At 67.7% G+C, this 14,797-nt stretch carries 12 protein-coding genes; 6 read left to right on the top strand and 6 right to left on the bottom strand.

The window, feature by feature from the left end:
• The coding region (locus VLK31_RS22830; RefSeq protein WP_409170735.1) for a transposase at positions 1 to 496 on the top strand (496 nt) is incomplete at its 5' end.
• 196 nt (positions 497 to 692) lie between these two features.
• Positions 693 to 1,421, top strand: a complete 729-nt coding sequence (locus VLK31_RS22825) for a protein rfbJ (protein ID WP_409170734.1) — start codon at positions 693 to 695, stop codon at positions 1,419 to 1,421.
• Positions 1,422 to 1,478: 57 nt separating this feature from the next.
• Here VLK31_RS22825 and holA read toward each other — a convergent pair whose 3' ends face one another.
• Genes holA through leuS form a run of 3 tightly spaced genes read right to left on the bottom strand, consistent with a single transcriptional unit; the run spans position 1,479 to position 5,750 of the window.
• Entirely contained in the window at positions 1,479 to 2,531 is a 1,053-nt protein-coding gene (holA, locus tag VLK31_RS22820) for a DNA polymerase III subunit delta (protein ID WP_409170733.1), read from the bottom strand.
• Between the two features lie 28 nt (positions 2,532 to 2,559).
• Positions 2,560 to 3,105 (bottom strand): LPS assembly lipoprotein LptE, encoded by a 546-nt coding sequence (gene lptE / locus VLK31_RS22815; protein WP_409170732.1) that lies wholly within the window; start codon positions 3,103 to 3,105, stop codon positions 2,560 to 2,562.
• A 14-nt stretch (positions 3,106 to 3,119) separates the two neighbouring features.
• Positions 3,120 to 5,750 carry a leucine--tRNA ligase gene (gene leuS / locus VLK31_RS22810; RefSeq protein ID WP_409170731.1) on the bottom strand — a complete coding sequence of 877 codons (2,631 nt, stop codon included), beginning with the start codon at positions 5,748 to 5,750 and terminating at the stop codon, positions 3,120 to 3,122.
• 203 nt (positions 5,751 to 5,953) lie between these two features.
• On the opposite strand from leuS, the gene VLK31_RS22805 reads away from it, so the two are divergent.
• Positions 5,954 to 6,919 carry a Bug family tripartite tricarboxylate transporter substrate binding protein gene (locus tag VLK31_RS22805; RefSeq protein ID WP_409170730.1) on the top strand — a complete coding sequence of 322 codons (966 nt, stop codon included), beginning with the start codon at positions 5,954 to 5,956 and terminating at the stop codon, positions 6,917 to 6,919.
• On the top strand, positions 6,912 to 8,000 hold the full coding sequence (locus tag VLK31_RS22800) for an NAD/NADP octopine/nopaline dehydrogenase family protein (RefSeq protein ID WP_409170729.1): 1,089 nt from the start codon (positions 6,912 to 6,914) through the stop codon (positions 7,998 to 8,000). The genes VLK31_RS22805 and VLK31_RS22800 overlap by 8 nt, the downstream gene beginning before the upstream one ends.
• Here the strand turns inward: VLK31_RS22800 and VLK31_RS22795 are convergent.
• The 3 genes from VLK31_RS22795 to VLK31_RS22785 are packed head-to-tail and all read right to left on the bottom strand — an operon-like array spanning position 7,995 to position 10,546.
• A complete protein-coding gene (locus VLK31_RS22795) occupies positions 7,995 to 8,591 on the bottom strand; it encodes a peroxidase-related enzyme (RefSeq protein WP_409170728.1) in 597 nt (198 codons plus the stop codon). The two genes, VLK31_RS22800 and VLK31_RS22795, sit on opposite strands and share 6 nt — an antisense overlap.
• Complete coding sequence (locus VLK31_RS22790) at positions 8,588 to 9,091, bottom strand: CMD domain-containing protein (RefSeq protein ID WP_409170727.1); 504 nt, start codon at positions 9,089 to 9,091, stop codon at positions 8,588 to 8,590. The genes VLK31_RS22795 and VLK31_RS22790 overlap by 4 nt, the downstream gene beginning before the upstream one ends.
• Before the next feature lie 3 nt (positions 9,092 to 9,094).
• A complete protein-coding gene (locus VLK31_RS22785) occupies positions 9,095 to 10,546 on the bottom strand; it encodes a SidA/IucD/PvdA family monooxygenase (RefSeq protein WP_409170726.1) in 1,452 nt (483 codons plus the stop codon).
• Positions 10,547 to 10,704: 158 nt separating this feature from the next.
• On the opposite strand from VLK31_RS22785, the gene VLK31_RS22780 reads away from it, so the two are divergent.
• Complete coding sequence (locus VLK31_RS22780; protein WP_409170725.1) at positions 10,705 to 12,372, top strand: alpha-amylase family glycosyl hydrolase; 1,668 nt, start codon at positions 10,705 to 10,707, stop codon at positions 12,370 to 12,372.
• A 5-nt stretch (positions 12,373 to 12,377) separates the two neighbouring features.
• Entirely contained in the window at positions 12,378 to 14,549 is a 2,172-nt protein-coding gene (gene glgB, locus VLK31_RS22775) for a 1,4-alpha-glucan branching protein GlgB (protein ID WP_409170724.1), read from the top strand.
• Positions 14,550 to 14,797: the final 248 nt, after the last annotated feature.

The following is a 14,797-nucleotide window of genomic DNA, read 5'->3' as shown; positions in this document are numbered from 1 at the left end:
CGAGTTCGGCGTGAAGGTGAGCATCGCGACGACCTTGAAGGAGGGTCTGGTGGTGGGCATGCGCAGCATGCCGGGCAATCCGTACGATGGCCACACGCTGGCCGAGACGCTCGAACAGGTCGACATCCTCGCCGAACGCAAGCCGACCACGGTCATCGTGGACAAGGGCTATCGGGGCGTGGAGATCGAAGGGGTACGCATCCTCAGGTCGGGTCAGAAGCGCGGCATCACTCGAACGCTCAGGGCCATGATTCATCGGCGCAGTGCCATCGAGCCAGCGATCGGCCACATGAAGATGGATGGCCGCCTCGCTCGCAACCCGCTCAAGGGTGCTCTGGGCGACGCGCTGCATGCGGTCATGTGCGGCGCCGGCCACAACCTGCGTCTGATCCTGGCGAAGCTGCGGCTTCTTTGCGCCCGACTCGGCTTGGACCTGTATGCATTGCTGGCTGCGCTGGCGCCGGTCGCCACGCTGCGTCACGTTGCACTCAGCTGAAAACCGAATTGTTCAGGGCGGACTAACGAGGCAAATACCATTGCAAGAGTGATAAAAGGATTCCGTTCTGCCATCCCTGCTTTACACATCCATGTTTTCGATAACGGCTCGTCGGACACGACAGCGGCGGTAGCATCGCAAGAGGATGCAACGGTAATTTCCGTAGGGCTGCGGCAAAGGCAACGTTGTCAGGAGAATGTTTGCCGATGTTGAGGCCATCTATGTGATGGTAGACGGCGATGCTACGTACGATGCGACAAGCGCACAAATGTTGGTCGACAAACTAATCGATGAGCACCTCGACATGGTGGTCGGGTCGCGCTATACGCCCCAAGTCGATGCAGATGTTGCTTACCGCAGCGGGCATCAGTGGGGCAATCGCTTACTTACCGGCTGTGTTTCGAAAATATTCGGCGGAACCTTTACCGATATGCTTTCCGGATATCGCATATTTTCTCGCAGGTATGCCAAATCTTTTCCCGCAACATCATCGGGATTTGAGATCGAGACCGAGCTCACTGTCCATGCGCTTGAGTTGCGGATGCCGTTTGGGGAAGCCGTGACTTTTTACGGTTCTCGTCCAGAGGGATCTCATAGCAAGCTTTCAACTTACCGAGATGGGTTCCGTATTCTTTCGACCATCTTGCGGCTCTACACCAGCGAAAGACCATTAAGGTTTTTTGGTAGTTGCGCAATATTCTTGGCCGTCCTTTCGCAGATCCTCATCGCGCCGATCGGTCTGGAGTATTTAAGACATGGGTTGGTCCCGAGACTACCGACTGCGATACTTTCAGCCATGCTGATGCTTGCTGCAATGTTGGCATTGACTTGCGGCCTCATCATGGACAACGTGACGCGCGGTCGGTTGGAGACGCGCCGTTTGGCGTACCTCCGCATTCCGGCCACGCGGGAAAAGTGCGATTGAACGGCTGAATCTGCGCCAGATCAGGCCGATGCCCAACGAAGCGCTGCGCTGATTGGATCAGACGAGCCTGCAAACCCGACACAGCATCAGTGCCAGTCGCTGCAGAGCCTGCCAGCCACTGGCGGGCCAGTCGGGCTGCTTCAGGCCCTTCACGATGCCGTCCACCAGATGCGCGGCGCGCAACAGGCGCGCCAGCATGCGGTCGTCCAGGCGTGGCAGCACGCGCTCGAAGGCGCGCTCGCGCGGCCCCCAGATGCGGTTTTCGCGCAGCGCCATCGGCAGCGGTCGGCCGGCCGCCATGGCGTCCTTCACGCGCTTGAGCGCGCGAATGTCCTCGGCGATGGTGTAGTGCACCAGCACCTCGGCCTCGCCTTCGGCCTGCAGGCCGTCGAGCATGCGTGCCACGCGCTGCGGGTTGCCGGCCAGCACCGCCTCCGACAGCTTGAACACGTCGTAGCGCGCCACGTTGTTCACCGCGCCTTCCACCTGCTCCCAGCTCAGCTCGCCGGCCGGGTGCAGCAGCGCGAGCTTCTGAATTTCCTGGTGCGCGGCCAGCAGGTTGCCTTCCACGCGGTCGGCAAAGAACTGCAGCGTGCGCTGGCCCTCGTCGCCGGCCATCACGCGCTGGCCTTGCTGGCCCAGGCGCTGCGCGATCCATTGCGGCAGCGCGTTGCGCTCGATCGGCTCGACCTGGATGCTCGCGCCGTTGTTCTCCAGCGCCGAAAACCAGGCCCCAGTGCGCGTGGCCTTGTCCAGCCGCGGCAGCATCACCAGCGTGAGCGTGCTGTCGTTGCCGGGCGCGGCCTCGGCCATGTGCTGCAGCGCCGCGCTGCCGTCCTTGCCGGGCTTGCCCGAGGGAATGCGGATCTCCACGATCTGCTTGTCGGCGAACAGCGAAAGCGAGCCCCCCGCCGCCAGCACCGCGCTCCAGTCGAAATGCGCGCCGGCCACGGTGTACGAGCTGCGCTCTGTGTAGCCCTGCGTGCGCGCGGCGGCGCGAATGGCGTCGGCCGCTTCCTGCGCAAGCAGCGGCTCGTCGCCGTGGATCGTGTAGAGCGGCTTCAGGCCCTTCTGCAGGTGGGCCGCTAGCTGGGCGCTGGCAAGTTGCATGGAAATGAAATGACCTGGGCGCGTGGGCTCAGAGTTCCTTGACGGCGGCCAGGCGGCGCATCAGCTGCTGCGCAATGTCCGACTGCATGTCGCGAAACAGCAGGTCGGCCTCGCCTTCCTTGGCCAGCGCATTGGTTTCGTTGAAGCTCAGGTCGCGCGTCTGCGAGACCTCGGTGGCCGGCAGCAGGTCTTTGCCGGCCGGTGTGCGCAGCCGGAAGCGCACGCGCAGTTGCAGCTGCAGCTCGCGCACCAAGCCGGCGGAATTGGTCGAGATGACGAAGCGGTTGCGGTCCTCGCTCAGAATTTCGAGCACGGCGTCGGCGGTGGACACCGGGGGCGGGCTGCCAGGCACCGGCTTCTCTGGCGTCACCAGCGTCACCGTGCCCGTGGCCCGCAACTCGCGGCGAATCTGGTTGACCATGGCCGTGTTGCCCGACACCGACAGCGACTTGAATGCGAAGACCGGCGCCTTGCGCAGCTCGAAGCCGCAACCGGCCAGGCCCAGCGAGGCGCCCACCGCCATCAGGCCGAGAAGGAAGCCGCGGCGCGGCTGCGAGACATTGCGAGTGTTCATGCTTGAGTCGTTCGTCAGAGAACCACGTTGACCAGGCGGCCGGGAACCACGATCACGCGCTTGGGCGGCGCGCCTTCGGCGAAGGTAACAAAGTCGTCGCAGGCCAGCGCGAGCTTCTCGATGTCGTCCTTGGACGCAGTGGCGGGCACCAGCAGCTTGCCGCGCAGCTTGCCGTTGACCTGCAGCATGAGCTCGATCTCGTCCTGCGCCAGCGCCGCCACATCCACCGTGGGCCAGGCCGCGTCGAGCAGGCCGCCCAGCTCCTTGTCGTAGCCGAGTTCGTCCCACAGCTGCTGGGCGATGTGCGGGGTGGCCGGGTACAGGCAGCGCAGCAGAATGCCGAAGCCCTCGCGCAGCGCGGCCGCGTCGCCCTTGCTGCCGTCGGGGTTGAAGCCCTCCAGCGCGTTGAGCAGCTTCATCGCGCCCGACACCACCGTGTTGTATTGCATGCGCTGGTAGTCGTAGTCGACCTGGCGCAGCAGGATGTGCACTTCGCGGCGCAGCGCCTGGGCGGGCTTGCCGAAGGTCTGGCCGCTGGCCGAGACCTTGGCCGAGTCGGCCTGCGCCACGCCGAAGTTCCACACCCGGCGCAGAAAGCGGTAGCTGCCTTCCACGGCCGCGTCGTTCCACTCGAGCGTGGCTTCGGGCGGGGCGGTGAACATGGTGTACAGGCGGGCGGTGTCGGCGCCGTACTTCTCGATCAGGTCCTGCGGATCGACGCCGTTGCGCTCGCTCTTGCCCATCTTGCCCACGCCGCCGTATTCGACCTGCGTGCCGTCGGCGGTGGTGCCGCCGGTGATGCGGCCCTGCGCGTCGAGCACGGTCGCAACTTCGGTGGGCGGAAAGTAGTCCTTGCCGCCCTTTTCGTTGCGCTTGTAGAAGATGTGGTTGAGCACCATGCCCTGGGTCAGCAGCTTGCTGAAGGGCTCGTCGGCCTTCACCAGGCCCAGGTCGCGCATCACCTTGGTCCAGAAGCGCGCGTACAGCAGGTGAAGAATGGCGTGCTCGATGCCGCCGATGTACTGGTCCATCGGCATCCAGTAGTCGGCGCCTTCGGCCACCATCGCCTGGTCGTTCTTCGGGTCGCAGTAGCGCATGAAGTACCACGAGCTGTCCACGAAGGTGTCCATGGTGTCGGTCTCGCGCCGCGCAGCCTTGCCGCACACGGGGCACACCACGCCGGCGTGGAAGCCTTCATGCTTGTTCAGAGGGTTGCCCGAGCCGTCGGGCACGCAGTCGGTGGGCAGCACCACCGGCAGGTCTTTTTCGGGCACCGGCACCGCGCCGTGTTCGTCGCAATGAATGATGGGGATCGGCGTGCCCCAGTAGCGCTGGCGGCTCACGCCCCAGTCGCGCAGGCGCCAGGTGGTCTGCAGCGCGCCCAGGTCCTTCTGGCCCAGCGCATGCGCCACGGCGGCCACGGCCTCCTTGTAGGTCATGCCGCTGAAGTTGTCGGAGTTGATGGTCACGCCGCGCGTCTTGTCGCCGTACCAGTCCTGCCACTTGTGATAGTCGAAGTGCGGCTCGTCGTCCACCAGCACCACCTGGATGATCTCGATGCCGTACTTGTTGGCAAAGGCGAAGTCGCGCTCGTCGTGCGCGGGCACGCCCATGACAGCGCCGTCGCCGTAGTTGATGAGCACGTAGTTGCCCACCCACACCGGCACCTGCTCGTCGGTGATCGGGTGCGTCACCGTGAGGCCGGTGGGCACGCCCTTTTTTTCCTGCGTGGCCAGCTCGGCCTCGGTGGTGCCGCCGTTCTTGCACTCTTCGATGAAGGCCGCGACCTTGGGGTCGAGCGTGGCGGCGTGCGCGGCCAGCGGATGCTCGGGCGCCACGGCGCAGAAGGTCACGCCCATGATGGTGTCGGCACGCGTGGTGAACACGTACATGCGCCCGTCCTGAATGGGCTTGCCGCTGGCGTCCTTGATGTCGTGCGTGAAGGCGAAGCGCAGGCCTTCGCTCTTGCCGATCCAGTTCTCCTGCATCAGCTTGACGCGCTCGGGCCAGCCCGGCAGCTTGCTCTGGGTGTGCTCGAGCAGCTCTTCGGCGTAGTCGCTGATCTTCAGGTAGTAGCCCGGAATCTCGCGGCGCTCGACCGTTGCGCCAGTGCGCCAGCCCTTGCCGTCGATCACCTGTTCATTGGCCAGCACGGTCATGTCGACCGGGTCCCAGTTCACCACCTGGGTCTTGCGGTAGGCAATGCCCTTTTCCAGCATCTTCAAAAACAGCCACTGGTTCCACTTGTAGTAGCTCGGGTCGCAGGTGGCGATCTCGCGGCTCCAGTCGATGGCCAGGCCCATGGCCTGGAGCTGGCCCTTCATGTAGGCGATGTTCTCGTAGGTCCACTTGGCCGGGGGCACGCCGTTCTTCAGCGCCGCGTTCTCCGCCGGCAGGCCGAAGGCGTCCCAGCCCATGGGCATCAGCACGTTGTAGCCGCTCATGCGCAGGTAGCGCGTGAGCATGTCGTTGATGGTGTAGTTGCGCACATGGCCCATGTGCAGCTTGCCGCTGGGGTACGGCAGCATCGAGCAGGCGTAGTACTTCTTGCGGTTCACGTCCTCGGTGACGCGGTAGGCATCGGCGGCGCTCCATTGCGCCTGGGCAGCGGACTCGACGTCGCTGGGTTTGTAGCTGGGATTCATGGCGGTTCGGCAAGAGCCCGGCGCGGGACGGCCGGGAACGCGGGATTATCGCGCCGGACTAGACTTGCCCCCGGGCTTCGCGCACTTGGTGCCGCTTCTCCTTCCCCCGACGGGGGCAACGCCAGCGGCCCGGCCAAGCCGGTTCCGCGGCATTTCGCGAAAAATGCACGGCCGCAGCAGTGCGCAACGGGACGGGAAACCGCATGAAATTGTTTTTGAAACACGTTGTTCTGGGCCTTGCCATGGCCGCCGCCACGCCCCTGTGGGCCCAGCAGAACGACAGGCCGCTGCGCATCGTGGTGCCCTTTGCCACCGGCGGCGCGCAGGACGTGATTGCCCGCTACCTGGGCGCCAAGCTGACCGACAGGCTGGGCCAGCCGGTGCTCATCGACAACAAAGCCGGCGCCGGCGGCATCGTGGCCGCCGACGCGGTGGCCAAGGCGACCGACGGCGCCACGGTGCTGCTGGCCACCGGCGGCGCCATCACCATCGCGCCCCACCTGCAGCCCAAGCTGCCCTACGACCCGGTGCACGACCTGGTGCCCGTGGCGCTGGTGGCGGACACCCCCATGACGCTCTCCGTGCGCACCGAAAGCCCCTACAAGACGGTGGCCGACGTGCTGCGCGACGCCAAGGCCCGCCCGGGCCAGGTGACCTACGCCTCCACCGGCAACGGCACCGTGTCGCACCTGACCGGCGCGCTGCTGGCGCAGGCCAGCGGCGTGAGCCTGCTGCACGTGCCCTACCGCGGCGCCGCGCCCGCCATGACCGACCTGCTGGGCGGGCAGGTGGCGGCCATCGTGACGAGCGTGGCCTCCATCGAGCCGATGGTCGCCAGCGGCAAGACGCGCGTGCTGGGCACCTTCTCGCATGTGTCGCTGCCCAGCATGGGCACGGCGCCCACCGTGGGCGAGGCCACCGGCCTGCCGGGCATGGAAGTGCCGGTGTGGGTGGGCGTGATGGCACCGGCGCGCATGCCGGCGGCCACCGTCGAGAAACTGTCCGCCGCGCTGGTCGAGGTGTGCAACCTGCCGGAGACCAAGCAGCGCTTCGCCCAGCTGGGCGCGGTCAACACCTGCGGCGGACCGGCCGCGCTGGGCAAGGTGGTGGCAGAAGACAGCCAGCGCTGGGCCAAGGTGATCAAGCAGGGCGGGATCAAGATTGACTGAGGCAGACCGGGTGCCGGGGGCTGTCTGGCGCGTCGGCATCGCAGGCACCGGCGCCATTGCATTGGCCAGCGCGGCCTGGCTGCGGCAGGCGGGCCATGGCGTCACTGTGTGGTCGCCGGGCGGCCGGGGCGCGCAGGCTCTGCGCACGCAGGCGCTGGAGGCCAGCGGGCTGCAGTCTTTTTCGGTGACCGTCGACGTCGCCGACGACGCGGCCGGGCTCTGCGCGGCCGCCGACGTGCTGCTGCTCGCCCTGCCCGTCAACGGCCACAAGCAGGTGATGGACGCGCTGCTGCCGTTTCTGCGCGATGGCCAGACAGTCATCGTCAGTTCGATGGCCTCGCTGTCGTCGCTCTACCTGCATGAGGCGGCACGTCGCGCCGGCCGGCAGGTCACGGTCGCGAGCTTCGGCACCACCGTGCTGACGGCGCGCCGCGAGTCGGGCACACAGGTGAAGGTGATGACGCGGCGCAAGGCTGTCGGCGTGTCTGCCCTTCCCACCCAGAAGGCGAACGAGGCCGTGGCGCTGTGCACCGCGCTCTTCGGCGACGGCTTCTCGGTGCAGCAAAGCGCCCTGGCCAGCGCGCTGGCCAACGTCAACCCGCAGTCGCACGGGCCGCTGGCGGTCTTCAACTGGACTCGCATCGAGCGTGCCGAGAACTGGCCGCAGTACCACTGCATGACGCCCGGCGTGTCGCGCGCCATCGAGGCGCTCGACCGCGAGCGGCGCGCCGTGGCGGCGGCCTTCGGCATCGAGGTCGGGCCCATCGAGGCGCATTTCGCGCGCTCCTTCGGCACCACGTCGCACACGCTCGCGGACATTGCCGCCGAGCTGCACGCCAAGCGCGGCGGCCCGCCCGGCCCTACGCAGGTCGACACCCGCTACGTGACGGAAGACATGCCCTACGGCCTGGTGTTCGTCGAAGCGCTGGGCGCCATGGCCGGCGTGCCGACGCCCGCGACCCGCACCATCGTGGACGCGGCCTCGCTGCTCAACGGCGTGGACTACCGCAGCGAGAACGACCTGCTCGAACCGCTGGGCCTGGCCCGCGAGACCGTTGCAGGGCTGCTCGCGCGCCTATGACGCGGCAGCTTCGGGGAACACGGGTTCCCCGAGGTTGAGCATCAGCCGGTTGGCCCAGGCGAACAGGGCCACCGAATGGACCAGGTCCAGCATTTCCAGCTCGCTCAGCCCCACGGCCTTCAGCGCCCGGATGTCCTCCGGCGACACCTTGTCGGGCTCGGCGCCCAGGCGGACCGAGAACGCGACGATGGCCTTCTCGCGCGGCGTGGTGCCTGCGGTGGCGGGTTCCTCGAACACCTGCGAGATCACGTCGTTGCGCTTGGCCAGTTGCTCGAAGCGCTGCGCATGCACCGAGGCGCAGTACACGCAGCCGTTCACGCGCGACTCGACCGTGGCGCCCAGTTCGCGCTCCGCGCGCGGCATGCCGCCCGGCGCGAACATGATCGCGTTGAAGGCGATGGAGCGCTGCAGCAGTATTTCGGGCTGGTGCGCCAGCAGCAGAAAGTAAGGCGAGGTGCGCGCCTGCGGGCTCATTTCGTCCAGCGCCGCCAGCTGGGCCGGCGTGGCGGTGTCGACGTTCACCGTGTCCAGCCACGGCGTCCACTTGAGCACGTCGTTGGTGAAGCCGTTGATGCGAATCGGGGTGGTCATGCCGATGCCTCCACGGCGGCCAGCGCCTTCAGGCCCGCGGCCACGCGGATCTGGTACGACAGGAACGCGATCAGCTGGCTCATCGCCACGATGGCGGGCGTCGACAGGCCGCTGTCGGCCAGCGACTGCACAGCTGCCCTGTCGCCGTCGATGGGGCGCTCGATCAGCTTGCCGGTGAAGACCAGCACGGCCTGCAGGCGGGCGTCTGGCACGGGGCCGCCGCTCTCCACTGCGGCGATCAGGCCGCTGTCGGCGCCTTCGGCCACCAGCCGCTCACGGTAGTGCGCGGCCAGGCTGTGCGCCTTCGACACGCGGCAGGCATGCAGCGCCACCAGCAGGCGCTCCTGCACCGTCAGGCCTTCGACGGCCGGGGAAAACATGGCGTCATGGCTGGCCTGGGTGGCGGCCACGACCTTCTCGCGCTGGCGCCGCAGCGCCCAGGTGGGGTGGTCGGGCGCCAGGGCCACAGCGGTGTCGATCACGTCGAATGTGTTTGTCATCGGTCAGTTTCTTTCTTGCGGCGGCAATGCGGGCACCCATTCGTCGCCGAACAGTTCCGGCTCTGCATAGGCCTCGAGGTTGGCGTAGTGGTGGTCGAAGTCTTCGCGGTAGAACAGGCTGGCCATGCCGCCCGCCAACCGCTTTGCGCCTTCGCTGATGGCCGGAATGTCGCCCGACACCGTGCCGTGCGACAGCGCCGCCGGGTAGCAGAAGCAGTGGATGCGCGCGAGCCCCGGGCATTCGCCGGGCACGCGCTGCTGAAACTCGAACACCGGCCCGAGGTCGGGCGAATCGGCCAGCTCCTGGTCTTCGTCGCCGGGCGCGGGCGTGAAGCGGTCTTTCCAGGCGCGCACGCAGGGGCCGATGTCGGCGAACTCCGGGCGGTGCGCCCAGTCGACCTTGAAGCCGGTCGAGACGATCAGAAAGTCGAATTCGAAAATGCCCTTGGGCGTGTGCACACGCATCGCATCGCCCACAGGTTCGACCGACAGAATCGGGCAGCCGAAGTTGAAGAACGCATTCGCATGGCCCGACACCCGCAGCGTGCTGCCGTGCGGCGGCGGCACGTTCGCCACGTTGATGTAGTGGCGAATGCGCCATTTCAGCTCGTCCGGCAGGTCCCAGTGCCCCTGCGTGAGCCCCGGCACGCCGGCGCCCTTGCCCTTGTTCACGCGCGGCAGGTCGGGGCGGCGAATCAGCAGCTCGACGCTGTGCGCTCCGGCTTCCAGCGCGGTGGCGGCGCTGTCCATGGCCGACGAACCCGCGCCGACCACGCCCACGCGCAGGCCCTTCAGGCGGCCGTAGTCCATCTCGTCGGAGGAATGCGCCCACTGCGAGCGCGGCAGCGCATCGACGAACGCCGGAATGGCCGGCCCGCCCAGGCCGTCGCGCCCGGTGGCCAGCACCACGCGGCGTGCCAGCACGCTGTGTTCGCCTTGCGGCGTGCGCAGGGCGAGCCGCACGGCGGTGGCGTCGGGCAGCGGACGGATGCCGGTCACGGCGGTGTCGTTGCGCACGTCCACGCCCATCACGCGGCGATACCACACCAGGTAGTGCATCCACTGCAGGCGCGGGATCTTGTCCATCGCGGTCCAGGCCTCGCGCCCGAACTGGGCCTCGAACCAGGCGCGGAAGGTGAGCGCGGGCAGCCCCATGGCGGGGCCGGTGAGCTCCTTGGGCGAGCGCAGCGTTTCCATGCGGGCGGTGGTGGCCCACGGGCCTTCGTGGCCGGCGGGCGCGCGGTCGAACACCACGGGGCGAATGCCCTGCTGCATCAGCGCGACTGACGCGGCCAGGCCGGCCTGGCCGCCGCCGATGACGGCCACGTCCAGCACGGGTTCATTGCCGACCTGCCGAGGCGGCATCCAGTTGCGGCCGGGCCAGCCGAGGTAGTCGAGGTCCTGGGCGAGCCGCGCTTCGAGCGCGGCCAGGGAAGAAGCGGGATCTGGTGTCATTGGGAAATGCGGAAACGGCGTCCAGTGTAGAAAGCTTCGAGCGACGGTGGACACACGCACGTACCGTGCGCAAGCCGCACACGCACGTACCGTGCGCAAGCCGGTATCACTGGCCCGAATTTCGCATGCCACAATGATTTTCAGATCACAGGAACGGCATGGGCAACTCGAGCAACAGCGATTGGTGGCGCGGCGCGGTGATCTACCAGATCTACCCCCGCAGTTTCATGGACAGCAACGGCGACGGCATCGGCGATCTGCCCGGCATCACCTCCCGGCTCGAGCATGTGGCCCGCCTGGGCGTCGACGCCATCTGGATCTCCCCCTTCTTCCGTTCGCCGATGAAAGACTTCGGCTATGACGTGTCCGACTACCGCGCGGTCGACCCGATCTTCGGCACGCTGGCCGACTTCGACGCCATGCTGGCGCGCATGCACGCGCTGGGCCTGAAGCTCGTCATCGACCAGGTGCTGTCGCACACCTCCGACCAGCACGCCTGGTTTGCTGAGAGCCGAAGCTCTCGCGACAACCCCAAGGCCGACTGGTACGTGTGGGCCGACCCCCGGCCCGACGGCACGCCGCCTACCAACTGGCTGTCGGTGTTCGGCGGCTCGGCCTGGCAATGGGACGCGCGCCGCAGGCAGTACTACCTGCACAGCTTTCTGGCCGAGCAGCCCGACCTGAACTTTCATTGCGCCGAAGTGCAGGAGGCCTTGTTGGGCGAGGTGCGTTTCTGGTGCGAGCGCGGCGTGGACGGCTTTCGCTTCGACGCCTGCAACCACCAGTTCCACGACGCGCTGCTGCGCGACAACCCACCCGCTTCGCTGGCGTCCATCGACGAGGTCAGCACGGTGCGCGCCGACAACCCGTATGCGATGCAGCAGCACCTGTACGACAAGAGCCAGACCGAGAACCTGGCCTTTCTGGAAAGCCTGCGCCGCCTGCTCGACGGCTACGGCGCGGTGGCGCTGGGCGAGGTCGGCGACGAAAACGCACCGCCCGTGATGGCGCAGTACACCGAGCTTGGCAAGCGCCTGCACCTGGCCTACAGCTTCAGCCTGCTGACCGCCGACCACTCACCGAAGCACTTGCGCCAGCATGTCGAAGCGCTCGACAGCGCGCTGGCGCCCACCGGCGGCTGGGGCTGCTGGGCGGTGTCCAACCACGACGTGCCGCGCGTGGCCACGCGCTGGAGCGGCGGTGCGCCCGCCGACACCCGGCGCGACCGCCTCTGGCTCGCCCTGCTGCTCACGCTGCGCGGCAGCGCGAGCATCTACCAGGGCGAGGAGCTGGGCCTGCCCGAGGCCGAGGTGCCCTTCGAGCTGCTGCAGGACCCGTACGGCCGCGCCTTCTGGCCCGAGTTCAAGGGCCGCGACGGCTGCCGCACCCCGATCGCGTGGACCGCCGAGGCGCCGCACGGCGGCTTCACCACCGGCACGCCATGGCTGCCCGTGCATGGCGCGCACTTGCCGCTGGCCGTCGAGCAGCAGGCCGACGACCCCGCTTCGATGCTCGCCTTCAGCCGTGCCCTGCTGCACTGGCGCCGCACCCAGCCGTTGCTGCGCACCGGCGCCATCGCCTTCATCGACGCGCCCGAGCCCCTGCTGCACCTCGAGCGACGCAGCGGCGGCCAGTCGCTGCAGGCGATCTTCAACTTCGGCGGCGAGCCGGTGACCATCGCCCTGCCCGACGGCCTGCAGCCCCTTGTCGGACAGCCGCTGGCGTCCACCGCCGTCGTGCGGGGCATGGGCGAAAAGCGCATGCTGGTGCTGGCGCCGTACGGCGTGTTCCTTGGCGCCCCCGCCGACGAAGCAGGACAAAGCTGATCACCATGCCCCTCAAGCCGATGCCCGAATCCGAAGTCCATGCGCTGATGCGCGCCGAGCATGCCGACCCGTTCGCTGTGCTCGGGCCGCACGAGACGCCAGAGGGCCTGGTGGTGCGCGCCCTGCTGCCCGGCGCGCAACGCGTGGCCGTGGTGCATTCGCGCACCGGCTGGCCGCTGTCCATCCTCACGCGCCACGAGGGCTCCGACCTGTTCTGCGGCCTGGTGCCCGCGGCGGAGGCGCGCATGGGCTATTCGTTTCAGGTCGACTGGGACTCGCACACCTCGCGGCTCGAAGACCCCTACCGCTTTGCTTTTGTGCTCGGCGACACCGACGTGTGGCTGCTGGCCGAAGGCACGCACCTGCGGCCGTGGGAGCGGCTGGGCGCGCACCTGCGCGAGATGGATGGCGTGAAGGGCGTGGCCTTCGCGGTGTGGGCGCCGAATGCGCGGCGCGTGTCGGTGGTCGGCAACTTCAACAACTGGGACGGCCGGCGCCATGCGATGCGGCTGCGCCGCGAGTGCGGCGTGTGGGAAATCTTTGCACCCCATGTGACCGTGGGTGACAGCTACGAATTCGAGATCTTGTCCGCGCACGGCGAGGTGCTGCGCAAGGCCGACCCCTTCGCCTTTTCCGCGCAACTGCGCCCCGACACCGCCTGCGTGGTGCAGCCCCTGCCCGCGCCGGTGCAGATGCCCGAGGGCCGCGCCGCCGCCAACGAGCGGCATGCGCCCATCAGCATCTACGAAGTGCACCTGGGCTCGTGGCGGCGCAAGAACGGCCACGAATGGCTCGACTACCGCGAACTTGCCGACACGCTGGTGCCCTATGTGCGCGACCTGGGCTTCACCCACATCGAGCTGCTGCCGATCACCGAACACCCGTTCGACGGCTCCTGGGGCTACCAGCCGATCGGGCTGTACGCGCCGACCTCGCGCTTCGGCACGCCAGGCGACTTCAGGCATTTGGTGGAGGCCGCGCATGCGGCTGGGCTGGGCGTGATCCTCGATTGGGTGCCCGCGCACTTTCCAACCGACGCACACGGCCTGGGCAACTTCGACGGCACGCCGCTGTACGAGTACGCCGACCCGCGCGAGGGCTTCCACAACGACTGGCAGACGCTGATCTTCAACTACGCGCGCACGGAGGTGCGCAACTACCTTGTCGGCAATGCGCTGTACTGGCTGGAGCGCTACGGCGTGGACGGCCTGCGCGTGGACGCGGTCGCCTCCATGCTCTACCGCGACTACAGCCGCAAGGCCGGCGAGTGGGTGCCCAACGTGCTGGGCGGTCGCGAGAACCTGGAGGCCATCGACTTCCTGCGCCGCATGAACCACGTGGTGGGCGTGGAGCGGCCCGGCGCGGTGACCGTGGCCGAAGAGTCGACCAGCTTCCCCGGCGTGACCCGCCCGCCCGAAGACGGCGGGCTGGGCTTTCACTACAAATGGAACATGGGGTGGATGAACGACACGCTGGCCTACGCCGGCACCGACCCGCTGTACCGCAAGCACCACCACCAGCAGATCACCTTCGGGCTGATGTACGCGCACAGCGAGAACTTCGTGCTGCCGCTGTCGCACGACGAGGTGGTGCACGGCAAGGGCTCGATGATCGGGCGGATGCCGGGCGACGAGTGGCAGAAGTTTGCCGGCCTGCGCAACCTGTACGGCTACCTGTGGGCCTACCCGGGGAAGAAGCTGCTGTTCATGGGCGGCGAGTTTGCGCAGTACGCGGAGTGGAACGCCGACCGCGGGCTGGACTGGCACTTGCTGGAGCACGCGCCGCACCAGGGCGTGCGGCGGCTGGTGCGCGACCTGAACAACGTGTACCGGCACTTTCCGGCGCTGCACGAACTGGACAACGACGGCGCGGGGTTCGAGTGGATCGTGCACGACGACGCCGACCAGTCGGTGTTCGCCTTCGTGCGCCGGGCGCGCGACGGGTCGTTCGTTGTCGCCGTGTGCAACTTCACGCCGCTGCCACGGCATGGCTACCGGCTGGGGGTGCCTGGCGCGGGGGTGTATCGGGAGATTCTCAACACCGATGCCGCGGTGTATGGCGGCAGCGGGGTCGGCAACGGGGTGGTGGCGAGCACGGCCATGCCTTGGCACGGGCGGGGGGATTCGGTGGTGGTCAGCGTGCCGCCGTTGGCTACCGTGATGTGGGTGGTGGTTTGATGGTTATGGAATCGTTTTGCTTTCCGGGGCCGGGTCTCGCCCCGGCGGGCGAGCTACTTTCTTTTGCTTCGGTGCTCGCTCCTCGGCGCGGCCAGAAGCGCTTTGGGAGCGGGAACCAAACGCGCCATTGCTTCGCTCGGCGCGCTCGGCTGCAGGCGCGCAGCGCCAGCAGACGCATGGGGGCCGAGCGAAGCGATGGCCCGGTCTGTCTTCACCCCCCCTCTGGCTGCGCCGAGGAGCGGAGCGTT

Origin of the sequence: Variovorax sp. H27-G14, from assembly GCF_046156345.1 — a bacterium.
Classification (GTDB): domain Bacteria; phylum Pseudomonadota; class Gammaproteobacteria; order Burkholderiales; family Burkholderiaceae_C; genus Variovorax.
Note: the sequence above shows the minus strand (reverse complement) of the source record. Positions and strands in the feature narration are given on the sequence as shown.

Excerpts from the sequence above, each read along its gene's own strand:
- VLK31_RS22825 (WP_409170734.1), top strand. The coding sequence starts at position 693 with ATGTTTGCCGATGTTGAGGCCATCTATGTGATGGTAGACGGCGATGCT.
- holA (WP_409170733.1), bottom strand. The coding sequence starts at position 2,531 with ATGCAACTTGCCAGCGCCCAGCTAGCGGCCCACCTGCAGAAGGGCCTG.
- lptE (WP_409170732.1), bottom strand. The coding sequence starts at position 3,105 with ATGAACACTCGCAATGTCTCGCAGCCGCGCCGCGGCTTCCTTCTCGGC.
- leuS (WP_409170731.1), bottom strand. The coding sequence starts at position 5,750 with ATGAATCCCAGCTACAAACCCAGCGACGTCGAGTCCGCTGCCCAGGCG.
- VLK31_RS22805 (WP_409170730.1), top strand. The coding sequence starts at position 5,954 with ATGAAATTGTTTTTGAAACACGTTGTTCTGGGCCTTGCCATGGCCGCC.
- VLK31_RS22795 (WP_409170728.1), bottom strand. The coding sequence starts at position 8,591 with ATGACCACCCCGATTCGCATCAACGGCTTCACCAACGACGTGCTCAAG.
- VLK31_RS22790 (WP_409170727.1), bottom strand. The coding sequence starts at position 9,091 with ATGACAAACACATTCGACGTGATCGACACCGCTGTGGCCCTGGCGCCC.
- VLK31_RS22785 (WP_409170726.1), bottom strand. The coding sequence starts at position 10,546 with ATGACACCAGATCCCGCTTCTTCCCTGGCCGCGCTCGAAGCGCGGCTC.
- VLK31_RS22780 (WP_409170725.1), top strand. The coding sequence starts at position 10,705 with ATGGGCAACTCGAGCAACAGCGATTGGTGGCGCGGCGCGGTGATCTAC.
- glgB (WP_409170724.1), top strand. The coding sequence starts at position 12,378 with ATGCCCCTCAAGCCGATGCCCGAATCCGAAGTCCATGCGCTGATGCGC.